Origin of the sequence: Lysinibacillus sp. CD3-6 (assembly GCF_006351725.2) — a bacterium.
GTDB lineage: Bacteria > Bacillota > Bacilli > Bacillales_A > Planococcaceae > Lysinibacillus.
In genome coordinates, this window is the sequence record NZ_CP085880.1 from 1,171,922 (window position 1) to 1,187,563 (window position 15,642).

At 37.3% G+C, this 15,642-nt stretch carries 19 protein-coding genes; all 19 read left to right on the forward strand.

All coding sequences use genetic code 11. The features are described 5' to 3' along the window. Positions 1–27 precede the first annotated feature (27 nt). The 19 genes from codY to FH508_RS05530 all read left to right on the forward strand — a co-directional run bounded on the left by codY (position 28) and on the right by FH508_RS05530 (position 15,635). Entirely contained in the window at positions 28–807 is a 780-nt protein-coding gene (codY, locus tag FH508_RS05440) for a GTP-sensing pleiotropic transcriptional regulator CodY (protein WP_024362040.1), read from the forward strand. Between the two features lie 823 nt (positions 808–1,630). Continuing rightward, positions 1,631–2,023 carry a flagellar basal body rod protein FlgB gene (flgB, locus tag FH508_RS05445; RefSeq protein WP_173477768.1) on the forward strand — a complete coding sequence of 131 codons (393 nt, stop codon included), beginning with the start codon at positions 1,631–1,633 and terminating at the stop codon, positions 2,021–2,023. Positions 2,024–2,026: 3 nt separating this feature from the next. Beyond that, positions 2,027–2,488, forward strand: coding sequence for a flagellar basal body rod protein FlgC (gene flgC / locus FH508_RS05450; RefSeq protein WP_173477767.1), 462 nt, complete (start codon positions 2,027–2,029; stop codon positions 2,486–2,488). Between the two features lie 23 nt (positions 2,489–2,511). Next, entirely contained in the window at positions 2,512–2,817 is a 306-nt protein-coding gene (fliE, locus tag FH508_RS05455) for a flagellar hook-basal body complex protein FliE (RefSeq protein WP_173477766.1), read from the forward strand. 149 nt (positions 2,818–2,966) lie between these two features. Then, positions 2,967–4,559, forward strand: coding sequence for a flagellar basal-body MS-ring/collar protein FliF (fliF, locus tag FH508_RS05460; protein WP_173477765.1), 1,593 nt, complete (start codon positions 2,967–2,969; stop codon positions 4,557–4,559). 15 nt (positions 4,560–4,574) lie between these two features. Beyond that, a complete protein-coding gene (gene fliG, locus FH508_RS05465; protein WP_173477764.1) occupies positions 4,575–5,588 on the forward strand; it encodes a flagellar motor switch protein FliG in 1,014 nt (337 codons plus the stop codon). After that, a complete protein-coding gene (gene fliH / locus FH508_RS05470; RefSeq protein ID WP_370635701.1) occupies positions 5,581–6,366 on the forward strand; it encodes a flagellar assembly protein FliH in 786 nt (261 codons plus the stop codon). Before fliG ends, fliH begins: the two co-directional genes overlap by 8 nt. A gap of 5 nt (positions 6,367–6,371) precedes the next feature. Next, entirely contained in the window at positions 6,372–7,697 is a 1,326-nt protein-coding gene (fliI, locus tag FH508_RS05475; protein WP_173477762.1) for a flagellar protein export ATPase FliI, read from the forward strand. 1 nt (position 7,698) lies between these two features. Further along, complete coding sequence (fliJ, locus tag FH508_RS05480; RefSeq protein ID WP_173477761.1) at positions 7,699–8,148, forward strand: flagellar export protein FliJ; 450 nt, start codon at positions 7,699–7,701, stop codon at positions 8,146–8,148. A 4-nt stretch (positions 8,149–8,152) separates the two neighbouring features. Next, positions 8,153–8,761, forward strand: coding sequence for a MotE family protein (locus FH508_RS05485; RefSeq protein WP_173478117.1), 609 nt, complete (start codon positions 8,153–8,155; stop codon positions 8,759–8,761). Between the two features lie 29 nt (positions 8,762–8,790). Beyond that, a complete protein-coding gene (locus FH508_RS05490) occupies positions 8,791–10,083 on the forward strand; it encodes a flagellar hook-length control protein FliK (protein ID WP_173477760.1) in 1,293 nt (430 codons plus the stop codon). Positions 10,084–10,085: 2 nt separating this feature from the next. Then, the gene (flgD, locus tag FH508_RS05495) at positions 10,086–10,751 is read left to right on the forward strand and encodes a flagellar hook assembly protein FlgD (protein WP_173477759.1); all 666 of its coding nucleotides are present in this window, start codon (positions 10,086–10,088) and stop codon (positions 10,749–10,751) included. 15 nt (positions 10,752–10,766) lie between these two features. Next, complete coding sequence (locus FH508_RS05500) at positions 10,767–11,138, forward strand: TIGR02530 family flagellar biosynthesis protein (protein ID WP_173477758.1); 372 nt, start codon at positions 10,767–10,769, stop codon at positions 11,136–11,138. Positions 11,139–11,225: 87 nt separating this feature from the next. Next, a complete protein-coding gene (locus FH508_RS05505) occupies positions 11,226–12,173 on the forward strand; it encodes a flagellar hook-basal body complex protein (protein ID WP_173477757.1) in 948 nt (315 codons plus the stop codon). Between the two features lie 178 nt (positions 12,174–12,351). After that, positions 12,352–12,573 (forward strand): flagellar FlbD family protein, encoded by a 222-nt coding sequence (locus FH508_RS05510; RefSeq protein WP_173477756.1) that lies wholly within the window; start codon positions 12,352–12,354, stop codon positions 12,571–12,573. Next, the gene (gene fliL / locus FH508_RS05515; RefSeq protein ID WP_173477755.1) at positions 12,563–12,991 is read left to right on the forward strand and encodes a flagellar basal body-associated protein FliL; all 429 of its coding nucleotides are present in this window, start codon (positions 12,563–12,565) and stop codon (positions 12,989–12,991) included. Before FH508_RS05510 ends, fliL begins: the two co-directional genes overlap by 11 nt. Positions 12,992–13,024: 33 nt before the next feature. Beyond that, complete coding sequence (gene fliM, locus FH508_RS05520) at positions 13,025–14,020, forward strand: flagellar motor switch protein FliM (protein WP_173477754.1); 996 nt, start codon at positions 13,025–13,027, stop codon at positions 14,018–14,020. After that, positions 14,013–15,251 (forward strand): flagellar motor switch phosphatase FliY, encoded by a 1,239-nt coding sequence (gene fliY / locus FH508_RS05525; protein ID WP_173477753.1) that lies wholly within the window; start codon positions 14,013–14,015, stop codon positions 15,249–15,251. The genes fliM and fliY overlap by 8 nt, the downstream gene beginning before the upstream one ends. A gap of 21 nt (positions 15,252–15,272) precedes the next feature. Beyond that, complete coding sequence (locus FH508_RS05530; RefSeq protein WP_004269288.1) at positions 15,273–15,635, forward strand: response regulator; 363 nt, start codon at positions 15,273–15,275, stop codon at positions 15,633–15,635. The last annotated feature ends 7 nt before the right edge of the window (positions 15,636–15,642 follow it).

Genomic DNA, 15,642 nt, shown 5'->3' on the forward strand with positions numbered 1-15,642 from the left:
ATGGATAATTTATAGGAGGAACATATAATGAATTTATTAGAAAAAACAAGAAAAATTAACTCAATGCTCCAGGCATCGGCAGGTAAGCCAGTAAACTTTAAAGAAATGGCTGACACTTTAGGGGATATAATTGATAGCAACGTATATATTGTAAGCCGTAAAGGGAAACTTTTAGGTATTTCAATTCACCAACAAATTGAAAACGAACGTATGAAAAAAATGTTCGAAGAGCGTCAATTCCCAGAAGAATATACACATAGCTTGTTTACAATTTCTGAAACGTCTTCAAATTTAGACATTAACAATGAACATACTGCGTTCCCTGTTGAAAATAAAGACTTATTCCAAAGTGCTTTAACAACTATCGTACCAATCGTTGGTGGTGGTGAACGTTTAGGTACATTAATTTTAGCTCGTTTATCAGCTCAATTTGAGGATGATGATTTAATTTTAGCTGAGTATGGTGCTACAGTAGTAGGTATGGAAATTTTACGTGAAAAATCTGAAGAAATTGAAGAAGAAGCACGTAGCAAAGCTGTTGTACAAATGGCAATTAACTCACTCTCTTATAGTGAATTAGAAGCAATTGAACACATCTTTGAAGAACTAGATGGAAACGAAGGCTTATTAGTTGCTTCAAAAATTGCAGACCGCGTAGGAATTACACGTTCAGTGATCGTAAATGCATTACGTAAACTTGAATCTGCAGGTGTAATTGAATCGCGTTCTCTAGGTATGAAGGGGACTTACATTAAAGTATTAAACGATAAATTCTTAAACGCACTTGCTGAAATTAAAATGAAATAATGAACAAAGGCTCCCTGTTTAAGGGAGCTTTTTTTCTGTGAGCATATACGATGTAAATTTTTCATATAGCAAGCCCTACCACTCTGCTTTGTGCGAGCGAGCGTAGGTTATTCATTACTGGCACTTGTGTCATTTCTGTGAATATCCAATGTCTTGTTTCTACAAAATACTAAGTGGTAGGGCTTGCTTTGTAGTTAAAATGATACATAATTAATCTTTAAAAAGTACTTCTTATTACTTGAGGGCTATAAACTTTAGAAAATTGACCTATGACGAGCGAGAAATGCTTATATATGCTGCGTGTAAAGCACACGCCCTTAGGTACTAAAGCTAAAAGCTTTTAGACAAGATTGAAACTAAACCTTTAAAAATGCGTCCACTTGGAGTGAAAATCATTGCCATTAAGAAATATCTAAATGATTAGCCCTTTTGTCGAAAGGGATAGACGCTTCAACTAAAATAAAGGGAGTTTTATTATATTGTCACGTCTAGAATAGTAAAAAGGAACTTTATTTTACCAAAAAACCCCTATTTGTCATTTAAATCCAACCCTCTGAAGTAATAAAAAGGGATATATTTGATACTAATACAGTAAACACTGTCGAAATAGTGTAAAATAACTAGAAAAAAGACGAAACGTTACGAATTCACGTGGCTGTAGGGATGGGGCATATTTGTCCTGGTTGTTTAACATGAAAAATAGGGCGTATATACTATTAAAAAATGACAAAAGACAATAGACACTACGTATCATCTTAATTACAATTGTATTATTGGATAAATTAAGAAGTACATAGATTGAAATTAAATGAGGTGAATGGTTTTGAACTTATTTGGAGGAACTATTAGTAGCCTGGAAAACGGACTTTCCTATGCAACTTTGAATCATAAAACAATCGCAAATAACATTGCGAATGTCGATACACCAAATTATAAGGCGAAAAATGTAAGTTTTAAGGATATGTTGGAAAATGAAAAACAAATTTCTATATCAGCATATCGAACAGATAATAGACATTATGATTTCGAAATTAAACAATCGACACCAGGTGTCAATAACGTTACAAACTTACGATATCGAAATAACGGTAACGCTGTAGATATGGATGCAGAACAAACGAAATTGGCAGAAAATCAAATCTACTACAATGCGTTAATTGATCGTGTTAACGGCAAGTTAAATACGCTAAATACTGTTATTAAAGGAGGTAAGTAATAAATGTCTATTTTTCATGGAATGAATACTACAGCCTCTGCATTAACGGCACAGCGTTTACGAATGGATGTTATTTCTTCGAATATGGCAAACGTAGATACTACTCGCGGTAAACAAGTAAATGGAGAGTGGGAGCCATACCGACGGAAGTCTGTTACTTTTTCTGCGCAAGAAGGACGCTTTTCAAACTTTTTAAATGTGGCTATTGGTAAAAATGCGAAAAGCGGTGTTGGGAATGGTGTGAAAGTTACGCAAATTAAAGAAGATACTGATACACCTTTCAAACTAGTGTATGATCCTACACATCCAGATGCAAATGCAGATGGCTATGTCAACATGCCAAATGTTGACCCATTAAAAGAAATGGTAGATTTAATGTCTGCCACTCGTTCGTATGAGGCGAACTTAACTGTTTTAAATGCAAATAAGTCGATGCTGACAAAAGCGTTAGAAATCGGTAAATAATAAAATAGAAAGGATGATACATAATGGCAATTTCGTCCGTTTCACTAATGACACCTACTCAGGTTGTAAATGAAACAAACAAACTAAATACAACACCTTACGAAGCCCAGCAAAGCTTTGCGAATTCATTAAAAGAGGCAATAGCGAAAGTGAATGATCAGCAAATCACTTCTGATAATCTTACACAAAAGCTAATAACTGGTGAAGATGTGGAGTTGCACGAAGTAATGATTGCATCTCAAAAGGCGAGCATTACATTAAACGCAACAATTGAAGTTCGCAATAAGGTGATTGAAGCTTACCAAGAAATAATGCGAATGAGTGTCTAATTAGAGTGAATTGGTGAAGAAAGACACCAATTCATTTCGTTAGGCTTCCAATGAAGACAAAATATTTATGACTTTTTGTTTTCATTGGATTCCACTATTATCGCGAATTATTGATTGCTAGGTTATTCACTATAACCGGAGGATTCATAATGAATGAACGATTGACGAAAATAAAAAACGACACCAGCCATTTTTGGACAAGTCGGAGTAAAACACAAAAAATAGTAATGATAGGTTCTTTAGTAGGTGTAATAGTACTTGCAGCGCTCATTACATTTTTTGCAACAAAAACTACATATGTTCCGCTTTATAAAGATTTATCGACAAGAGAAATCGGCCAAGTTAAAGAAGCTTTGGATTCGCAAGGCGTAAAATATGAGATTGCTCCAGGAGGAACGTCCATATTAGTACCCGAAGAACAAGTCGATTCATTATTGGTGCAGCTAGCATCCGATGGTTATCCTCAAACTGGAACGATCGATTACTCATTTGCTAATAGCTCTGGTTTCGGTATGACAGACAACGAATTTAATTTATTGAAAAAAGCTGCGACTGAAACAGAAATTGCTAAGCTAATAAAAAATCTTGAAGGCGTTAAAGATGCAAAAGTTATGATTACTCTTCCAGAAGAAGGAGTCTTCATAAAGGATGTAAAAGAAGATGCAACTGCATCCATTGTATTGAACACAGATCCTGGCTATAAATTTACAGAGCAACAAATAGCCACTATGTACAACTTAGTAGCAAAAAGTATCCCGAACTTAAATACAGATAACATTGTTATCTCTAATCAATACTCCGAGTACTTTGATTTAAATGCTGCAACAACAGATGGCACTTCTACAACAACAGCTGAAGGCCAATTGCAGATGAAGAAATTGGTAGAACGTGACTTGCAACGTCAAGTGCAAAATATGCTAGGTACTTTGATGGGACAAGATAAAGTCATCGTTTCTGTTACGACAGATATTGACTTTAAAAAGGAAAATCGTGAAGAGAATTTAGTAACACCAGTTGATGAAGAGAATATGGAAGGGATTGCGATTAGCGCCCAACGTATTACAGAGCAATATTCTGGTACTGGCAACCCAGCAACAGGCACACCTGAAGCTGAAACAACAACAGATAACTTTACTACGTACAATGAAGGTACTTCAGGGGACGGAGATTACGAACGTACGGAAGAAACAATCAACAATGACGTCAACCGCATTCGTAAAGACATTCAAGAGGCACCTTATAAAATACAAGATATCGGTATCCAAGTAATTGTAGAGCCACCAACGGCTACAGACGCAGCATCTCTACCAGATGGCGTTCGTCAAGACATCGAGAAAATTTTAAGTACTATTGTTCGTACAACGATCTCAAAAGATGTAGCTGCTGAACTTACACAAGATCAAATTGATGAAAAAGTGGCTGTTTCAGTCCAACCTTTAAATGGTAAAGTAGCAGATACTGCTCCTGAGACACCTGTCATTCCATGGTGGGTTTGGGTAGTCGGAGGCATTTTACTGGCTGTTATTCTATTACTTGCATTCTTCATCATCCGTTCACGTAAACGTGCGAAAGAAGAAGAAGAGCTTAGTATCCTAGAAGAACAAGAAGAATTGATTATCGATGATATTAATGAAGAAATTGAAACGGAAGCTACAATGCGTCGTAAACAACTTGAAAAAATGGCGAAAGATAAGCCTGATGATTTTGCAAAGTTACTGCGTAGTTGGATTGCGGAAGACTAACTAGGAGGTTCTGCTGTGTCCAAGAAAGATAAGGAATTAACCGGAAAACAAAAGGCCGCTCTCTTGTTAATTTCACTAGGGCCTGAGGTTTCAGCTTCTGTCTATAAACATTTAACTGAGGAAGAAATCGAACGGTTAACGTTAGAAATTTCAAGTGTTAAAAAAGTAGAAGCAAATGTTAAAGAAGAAATTATTGAAGAATTCCACAATATTGCTCTTGCGCAAGATTATATTACACAAGGTGGTATTGGTTACGCGAAGACGGTTTTAGAAAAAGCATTAGGTATGGAGCAAGCACAAACAATTATTAATCGTTTGACTTCTTCGTTACAAGTGCGACCGTTCGATTTTGCACGTAGAGCAGATCCTGCTCAAATATTTAACTTTATTCAAAATGAACATCCACAAACAATTGCCCTTATTCTTTCTTATTTAGAAGCAGGGCAAGCGGGTGTTATTTTATCTTCATTACCGCAAGAAGTACAAGCGGATATTGCTAAACGTATTGCAATGATGGAATCAACTTCACCAGAAGTAATTAGTGAAATTGAATCTGTATTGGAACGCAAACTATCATCAACTGTTACGCAAGATTACACAGAAACTGGTGGTATTGATGCAGTCGTTGAAGTATTAAATGGTGTTGATCGACAAACAGAAAAAACGATTCTCGATGCGCTCGAAATTCAAGATCCAGAGCTTGCAGAAGAAATCAAAAAACGCATGTTTGTATTCGAAGATATCGTGACGCTCGACAATCGTTCAATTCAGCGTGTTATTCGTGATTGCGAAAACGAAGATTTACTTCTTTCAATGAAAGTTTCCAGCGAAGAAGTAAAAGATATTATCTTCCGAAATATGTCACAACGTATGGCCGATACTTTCAAAGAAGAGATGGAAATTATGGGACCTGTTCGCTTGCGTGACGTAGAAGAAGCTCAATCACGAATTGTCGCTGTTATTCGCCGCTTAGAAGATGCTGGTGAGATTATTATTGCACGTGGTGGAGGAGATGACGTCATTGTCTAGAATCATCCGTTCTGTATATACACAGTCCAATGGCGATAATGTAAAGAAGATACAAATTCGTGATATGTTTGAATTACCCGAAATGGAGACAGATGAAACATCCCATCATCATATGACGATGGAAGATGTTTTTACAGAACGCGATCGATTGCTTGAAGAGGCAAGAGCCAAGATTCAGGCAGAACGGGAAGCTTTTGAACAAGAGAAGCAAATGCATTTTCAAGAAATTGAGCATTTGAAACAAAGCTGGGAAGAAGAACGCCCTAATCGCGTACAAGAAGCGTATGATGAAGGGTATGGTCAAGGTTATGAGGATGGTACAAATAGAGCCACTGAAGCAATGGCACAATCCCTTCAAACAGCGAATGAAATTATCGCGCAAGCAGGGGAAAATGCAAAAAAATATATCGATGACCAAGAAGCGATTATTTTGGAATTAGGCTTAACTGCTGCACAACGTATTATTGGGACTTCATTAGAGCAAAATGACGAACTGTTTTTATCAATAGTTCAAAGAGGGCTTAAAGAAGCGAGAGAGATGAAGGAAATAAAAATCTACGTTTCTCCTACATATTATGGTTTAATTACATCGAATCGCGATGAATTGGCTGAAATGTTCCCAACAGATGTACCATTTATGATTTTTGTAGATGAGGATTTTGAAAAAGAAACAGATTGTTATATAGAAACAAATCACGGTCGGATTGTTGTTAGTATTGACGAGCAATTAAATGAATTGAGAATAAAGCTACATGAAATATTAGAAAGTAAGGAATGATCTAGATGAAAACGGCTCAATTAATCGAACAAATTCCTAATATACCAACTTTTAAAAAGTTTGGTAGAGTAACGAGAGTTGTCGGCTTAATGATTGAGTCGCAAGGTCCTGATAGTTCCATCGGTGATGTATGTAAAATTCATGTTGAAACGTCGAAAAACGGACATCAAATCATTTTAGCAGAGGTTGTAGGGTTTAAAGATGAAATTGTAGTTCTAATGCCCTTCACCTCGCTCCGTGAAATATCAATTGGCTGTTTAGTGGAAGGAACAGGGGCACCTCTTGAAATCAAAGTCGGACCAGAGCTAATTGGTAAAGTACTTGATTCAATGGGGAATCCAATCGATGGTACTTTGTTACCGAAAGGATTAATGTCAGTACCGACTGAGCAAGATCCGCCTAACCCACTTACTCGTCCGCCGATAAATGAAAGACTTGAGGTTGGTGTAAAAGCAATTGATGGGATGCTAACTGTCGGCAATGGACAGCGTGTAGGTATTTTCGCGGGCTCTGGTGTCGGTAAAAGTACACTACTTGGTATGATTGCGCGTAATACACAAGCTGACTTAAATGTTATTGCATTAGTTGGAGAGCGTGGTCGTGAGGTACGTGAATTTATTGAACGTGATTTAGGACCTGAAGGTTTAAGCCGTTCCATTGTCGTCGCAGCGACCTCAGATCAACCTGCACTTATGCGTATTAAAGGAGCATTTACAGCAACAGCGATAGCAGAATACTTTAGAAATCGCGGCTTAAATGTGATGTTGATGATGGACTCCGTAACACGTGTTGCAATGGCTCAACGTGAAATCGGACTTGCAACAGGAGAACCACCTGCTCAGAAGGGTTATACACCTTCTGTATTTGCAATTTTACCAAAGTTATTAGAACGGACTGGGACAAATGAAAAAGGCTCAATTACAGCCTTTTATACAGTATTAGTTGATGGTGACGATATGAACGAGCCTATTGCTGATACTGTTCGTGGTATTTTAGATGGTCATATTGTACTTGATCGAAACCTTGCAAACAAAGGCCAATATCCAGCTATTAATGTGCTGAAAAGCGTCAGTCGTTTGATGAATCATGTGGCAGAGCCAGAGCACAAAAGGGCTGCTGAGCGTTTACGAGAACTCTATTATACTTATGACAAATCAGAGGATTTAATTAATATCGGAGCATATAAACGAGGCACTTCTAAAGAAATTGATGAAGCAATTTATTATGAACCGCTCATTACAGCTTATTTAAAGCAAGGATATTTAGATAAGGTGACGCTTGAGGAAAGTAAGAATGAGTTAATTACATTATCGAACGGTGGTGGCAGGTAGGATGGTCAGTTATATGTATCGTTTTGAAAAGGTATTAACCATTCGAGAGCAAGAAAAAAACGAGACTGAAATTGCCTATAAGGAATCTGTTCGTTCTTTTGAAGAAGTTGCAACAAAGCTCTATGACTTGCTGAAAAAGAAAGAAGATTTAATAGAATTTCAGCAGAAACGTTTAGTTGTAGGGTCATCAATAGAGGAAATTCATCACTATGCTCGTTTTATTGATAGCCTTGAAAAAACAATTGCAGATGTGCAACAAAAGGTTGTGCAGGCACGTTCGAAAATGAATTGGCACGAAGAAAAACTATTAGAAAAAAACTTGGAAGTACGTAAATTTGAAAAAATGCGTGAAAATGATTATAAGTCTTTTCAACAAGAACAAGATCGCATTGAAAGCATATTTTTAGATGAAATTTCTTCACTTACGTATTTCAAGAAAGAAATCAGGTGATTTCATGGCGAAAAGAGAAAGCCGTATTAAAACTGAATTAGAAGTACAACAGCCAACACGTAAATCAGGAGGTTTCCAAAAGTTTTTCATATGGATATTGATACCTATTATGTTCGTGGTAGCGGTATTGCTAGTTGTGGCAACGTTAATGGATACGAACGTCTTTGATTTAGGAAAAAAGGCAGTAAGTAATTTACCTTTTGTTGAATCGGAAGAGCAGCAAGCAAAAGATGCCATTGTTATGGATGATTCCAAGGTAGTAGGCTTACAGGCAGAAATACAAGAAAAAGAAGCCGAAATAGCACAATTGCAAAATAAGTTAGATACAACTACAAATGAAAAAGAAAAGTTACTGACGGAGCAAGAACGATTACTCTTTGAAATTGAAAAATTAAAAAGAGAGCAAGATGAGGTCAAACGTGACTTTAATGATATTTTGTCTACTTTTGATAAGATGTCTCCGAAAGCGGCAGCGCCTGTACTTATAAAAATGAGTGATGCACAGGCACTTCGTATTTTATCAAGCTTAAAACCAGATAAGTTAGCGGCGATTTTAGAAAAAATGGATCCGCAAGATGCTGCAAAATATACAGAAATGATGGCGAAACAATAATAAACATTTTTTAAAAAGGAGGTGAAAACATGAACATTGCTATGATGAATATAGGTGCTCCAAGTGCTCCAAAGGCTAGTACTAATACTTCAAAAGCTGTATCAACTAGTCAGTCTGATATGAAAACAAATAGTGGGGCTGCAAATGATAAAATATCTAAATTTGGCTCTGTATTTGGACAAGCTGTTGCTTCAACAAATCAACAAAACAAAACAGCTCAAACTAATAATTCTCAAGGTGACGATAAGCTAGCTGAGCTAGATAAAGTTTTAAATAGTCAATCTATTGAAGAATTACTAGATTTATTAGAAATTCCACATGATGAAGGCTTATTAATGCTTCAAGTGGGGGAAGATGGCAAGGCAGTAGCTATGGATGAAATGTTAAATTTAGAGCATTTAATGGCTGCATTGAATGTAGATCAAGAGCAAATACAAAAATTGGTTCAGCAACTGTTAGATGAAGATCAGCAAGCGAGCGATGTATGGGAGCTTTTAGCTTTAGTAGACGCTCAAGCACCATTGTTACAGACGCAGTTAGTATCGGCGTTGCAAGGTGAAGGACAAGTACCTTCAGAAGATGCTACGAAGCTACTGCAAGTATTAAAATTAGCACAGTTAGTTGGTCAAAAATCGGATTTAACGATGTCTCAAGAAAACGCACTGTCAAACGTAAATAATTTTTTAACAGCGTTACAAACACAAGTTGAGACTATTCAAACTGCACAGCAAGTTACTACAAAAACGACCGTTACATTACCGTTGCAAGGCTTCCAGCAAGTAATTCAGCAAGTGCAAGTGACAAAACAATCGGATACAAGTGCAAATGAAATGGTGACTGCTAATACAGTACAAACAAAAGCCGACACATTCCAAGTTACTTTACCAGCGGCTAAACCCGCACAATCAGAAGCTTTACTAAAAGAAATGCAAGCTATCATCAATAAAGCTCAAATTTCAAATGCACAAGGGATTACGCGTTTAACGTTAAAATTGTATCCTGAAAATCTAGGTACCATTAGAATCGAACTTGTACAAAATGACGGTGTTTTAACAGCTCGTTTACTTGCTTCGACTGCCCATGGGCGAGAGCTTCTTGACAGTCAAGCGCATCAATTAAAACAAGCTTTTGTCCAGCAAAACATCCAAGTTGATCGACTAGATATTGCGCAATCATTGCAAGATGCTGATAGACAACAACGTGATCAAAACTTCTTTAATAACTTCTTTAGACAACAACAGCAAGAAGAGCAAGAACAAGCAAATGAGGACAGCGAAGACGGATTGTCCTTTAATGATTTTTTAGAAAATGAGGAGGTGTAAACGTGGCAGATAAAATTACAAATGACCTTTACTATTCCAACTATACTGCACCAACAAAACAAACTGGCAATAGTGAACTTGGTAAAGATGCATTCTTAAAATTACTGATTACACAATTACAACATCAGGATCCAACAAATCCTATGGATGACCGTGATTTCATTGCACAAATGGCGCAGTTCTCATCTTTAGAGCAAATGCAAAATATGACGAAGGCTATGGAGTCATTACTGATGTCTCAACAGCAAACGCAGCTTATGAACTATACATCATTTGTTGGAAAAGAAGTAAAATGGCATGAACTGACAGAGGAAGTAGATGCAGATAATAAGCCAGTTATAAATGAAGGTACGGGTGTTATCCAATCATTAAAATTTGTTGATGGAGAAGCCGTATTCATTTTAGCTGACGGTAAGGAAATCTATCCTGGAAACATTTCTGCAATTTTAGGTAATAAAGAAACAAGCACGGGTGAAAGTAATACATCAACTGAATCGCCTCTTGTACAAGCAAGTAAGTTAATCGGCAAAAATGTCACTTACAATGACGGAGAGCAAGATGTGCAAGGACGAATTGTCTCTGTATCAAACAAAGATGGCAATATTTACTACGAATTAGATAATGGTAAAAAACTTGCTGGGAAAGAATTTACAGTAATAAGCGAATAAAGGTGGTGGAGAAAGATGGATAAATTTTCGATTCATCGTGTCCCATTGTATCCAACTATTCGCCAAACGCAGCCTACACCTATTAATACACAGCAATCGTTTAGTGCTCATTTACAGGAAGCAACGAATCAACAGGAGCTAAAAGTAAGTAAGCATGCAAATGAACGCATTAAAGAGCGTAATATTGCGATTTCTGAACAGGAATGGCGGGTTGTATCTGACAAGGTATTTGAGGCACATTCAAAAGGTGTCAAACAACCATTAGTCTTGATGGATCAAGCGGCTCTAATTGTCAGTGCTAAAAATGCTACTGTCATTACAGCAATGGATCGCACGGAAGCAAAACAACAACTGTTTACTAATATTGATGGCACAATCGTGCTTTAAGGCTGGACCTTCTTTATGTAAGGAAGCCTATGTGTTGCTGACTGATAGAGGCACACAATTCAAAAAATGAAGGGAGAACGACAACTTATGTTACGTTCTATGTATTCAGGTATTTCAGGTCTTAAAAACTTCCAAACAAAGCTAGATGTTATTGGGAATAATATTGCCAATGTTAACACGTATGGATTTAAAAAAGGACGTGTTATTTTCAAAGACATCCTATCTCAAACAAGCGCAGGTGCTTCAGCTGCAACTACTACTCGTGGTGGTACAAACCCATTGCAAGTAGGTCTTGGTTCTACACTTGCTGCAATTGATACGGTTCACGGTTCTGGTTCACGTCAAACGACAGATCGCCCATTGGACCTTGCTGTTCAAGGTGAAGGCTTCTTTATGGTAGCTGACTCTGTATCAAATACTGATGGCGTTGCAGAAGGCTATACAAACGTTGTATATACACGTGCAGGTAATTTCTACATGGACAGCGAAGGTTATTTAGTCAATGCAGAAGGGAAGTATTTAGTAGGTCATGCAAATGATACATTGTATGAAACAGACTCTACTGAAAGTAATGCTGAGGGAGATAAAGAAGCAAGTCCGCTGAATGGTGAAACTGAGGATTTATTAGGGGAAAATGATACATTTACTTTTGAAGATAATAACCCAATCAAAATCCCAACAACAGCTAAATCTATAAGTATCGGTCAAGACGGAACGGTTGAATATGTAGATGCAAACGGATATAGACAATATGCAGGTCAAATTGTCATGGTTAAGTTCCCGAATGCTGGTGGACTTGAAAAAGTAGGAAGTAACTACTTCCAAGCAACAGCAAACTCAGGTCAACCATATGGCCAAGTAGCGACAGTTGCTGGTATGGGTTCAATTACGGCAGGGGCGCTTGAAATGTCCAATGTCGATCTTTCAGAAGAATTTACTGAGATGATTGTTGCACAGCGTGGTTTCCAAGCGAATACGCGTATTATTACGACTTCAGATGAAGTACTACAAGAACTAGTAAACTTAAAACGCTAGTAATAAGTTTCTTCTAGTTATAAAAGCAAGAATATATAAGTTTTACACGCTAATATATGAAACTTCTCAATGTATGCTAGTGTGATTATAGCGAATCCACAATGGATGCGTTCTAAAACATAATTTTCAATATGAGGGAGGGTCGGGCCGGCTCTCACGCTAGACCGGCCCTATTTCAATGATTGAACTAACAAGACTAAATGGCAAAGCATTTACACTGAATGCTTTATACATAGAAACAGTTGAATCTTTTCCAGATACGACAATTACTTTAACAACTGGAACAAAAATTATTGTGTTACAGAGTGAAGATGAGGTGCGACAAAAGGTAACTGCCTTTTATAACAATATACAAGTACTATCAAACCCGCATCTACGAGGTGAAGAAGATGAAGAATAATAAAGTGTTAACGATGATCATCATCGTACTAGTGGCGATTATACTTATTGGAGTTATTGCGTTTGTATTATTTACCCAATTCAATAAGCCTGCAGCATCACTTGAACCATCAATAGACGATATTGTCGAAGCATCTGTTGATGTTCCTGAAATTATGACTAATCTTGCTGATAAAAGGGTAGTGCGCATGACGCTGAAAATCCAAACTTCTAGCAAGGACGCTGCCGAAGAGTTAAAGAAGCGTGATTTCCAAACGAATAATTTAATTATTCAAGAGCTTTCAGAAATGGAACAGAAAGATTTAGATGGCAAGGCAGGAAAAGTAATGTTTGAAAAGGCATTAAAAACACAGTTAAATGAATTGATGCAAGAGGGAGAAATTCAACAAGTATATATTACCTCCTACATCTTTCAATAAAAATTAGAAACTGCTTGAAACGGAGGTGGGCAAATGGCAGGAGATGTGTTATCCCAATCGGAGATAGATGCGCTACTTTCCGCAATCTCGACCGGAGAAATGTCAGCGGATGACATGAAGAAAGAGGACGAGGTACGAAAGGTTAAAGTTTATGACTTTAAGCGAGCGTTGCGCTTCTCTAAAGATCAAATCCGAAGTTTGACCCGAATACATGAAAATTTTGCGCGATTACTAACGACCTTCTTTTCTGCACAGTTAAGAAGCTACGTGCAAATTACAGTAGCATCAGTAGACCAAATACCCTTTGAAGAGTTTGTTCGTTCAATTCCGAATATGACACTCATTAATGTGTTTGAAGTGCCACCACTTGATGGTAATATATTGATGGAAATAAACCCAAACATTGCCTATTCGATGTTGGATCGTTTAATGGGCGGTAGTGGAGCGAGTCATAGTAATGTTGATAACTTAACTGAGATTGAAACAAAAATTATGACAAACCTCTTCGAACGTTCATTCGACAATTTACGCGAAGCATGGGAAAATGTTGCTGAAATTGACCCAATTCTAGTAGAACTTGAGGTAAATCCTCAATTTTTACAAATGATTTCACCAAATGAAACGGTAGTCGTTATTTCATTGAATACAATTATTGGTGAGACAAGCGGTATGATTAATATTTGTATCCCGCATGTTGTATTGGAGCCAATCGTACCGAATCTATCTGTACGTTATTGGATGCAAACAAATACGAAAGAGATGTCACCTGAGCAAACAAAAATGCTCGAAACACGTGTGAAACAAGCAAGATTACCTCTTTCAGTAGAGTTAGGTATTACAGACATTACTATTGAAGACTTCCTAATGATGCAAATTGGTGATGTTATTCAATTAGAACAAAAAATTGATGATCCATTACTGCTGAAAGTAGGTACATTGCCTAAATTCACAGTACAACCTGGTAAACAGGGTAAAAAATTAGCAATCCAGATTATCGACCCTTTGAAAGGAGGAGACGAAGATGAGTGATGAAATGCTCTCCCAAGAAGAAATTGAAGCGTTATTAAGGGGCGAAACGTTGGAGGATAGAATAAACGACAGCGAAGCTTCTACAAAAGAAGAAACAAATGAAATACGAGTAGAGGATTACCTTGATTCGTTTGCTCAAGACGCACTAGGTGAAGTAGGAAATATATCTTTCGGAAGTTCAGCTACTGCTCTATCTGCATTATTAGGCCAAAAAGTAGATATTACTACTCCTAGTATTTCAATGATTAACCGCAATAAATTAGAAGAGGAATTTCCTCATCCATATGTAGCGGTACAAGTTGAATATACAATCGGTTTAACAGGTATGAATTTACTTGTTATTAAACAATCAGATGCTGCCATTATTGCTGATTTAATGTTAGGTGGGGACGGCTTAAATCCTAAACCTGACTTAGGCGAAATTCAGTTAAGCGCAGTGCAAGAAGCAATGAACCAAATGATGGGTTCAGCTGCTACATCGATGTCGACAGTATTCAACAAAAAGGTGGATATTTCGCCACCGACGATTGACTTAATGAATATTTCTCAAAATGAAGGTCGAGATAATATTCCAGAAGATGATTTACTTGTAAAAGTTTCTTTCCGACTTCGAATTGGTAATTTAATCGATTCAAACTTAATGCAATTATTACCGCTTAAGTTTAGTCAAAACATTGTTAAGTCATTATTAGGAGAAACAGAGGCGATTGAAGAGCCAGTTGCAGCAACAATTGCTCCAGAAGCGCCTATCGCACCACCGCCTGTTCAACCTACACCGCCACCAGCACAGCAACCTGTATATCAACAGCCAGCAGCGCCAGTGCAACAACAGCCGATGTATCAAGAACAGCAACAACCAATGTATCAAGAGCAGCAACAAATTCATACGCAACAAAGACCAGTACAACCTGTAAATGTTCAACAGGCACAGTTTGCTAGCTTTGATCCAAATGTAATCTCTCAATCTGAGGCTAGAAATTTAAATATGCTACTTGATATTCCATTGCAAGTTACTGTAGAGTTAGGACGTACGAAACGTTCTGTTAAAGAGATTTTAGAACTAGCTAGTGGATCGATTATTGAATTAGATAAGTTAGCAGGGGAACCAGTTGATATTCTAGTAAATAGTCGTTTAATTGCAAAGGGCGAAGTTGTTGTTATCGATGAAAACTTCGGCGTACGCATTACAGATGTTTTAAGTCAAGCAGAGCGTTTAAATAATTTAAGATAGTTTCAATTGGAGGAGTTAACCATGTCTAAAAGAATTTTGATTGTAGACGATGCTGCATTTATGCGCATGATGATCAAGGATATTTTGTCGAAAAACGGATTTGAAGTTGTAGGAGAAGCTGCCGATGGTCTACAGGCTGTTGAAAAATACAACGAGTTAAAGCCAGATTTAGTAACAATGGATATTACAATGCCTGAAATGGATGGTATTGCAGCTCTTAAAGCTATTAAAGGTACTGATCCAAGTGCAACTGTAATCATGTGTTCAGCAATGGGACAACAAGCGATGGTAATCGATGCAATTCAAGCTGGTGCGAAGGACTTTATTGTTAAGCCTTTCCAAGCAGATCGTGTAATTGAAGCGATTCAAAAAGCACTAGGATGATTTCATG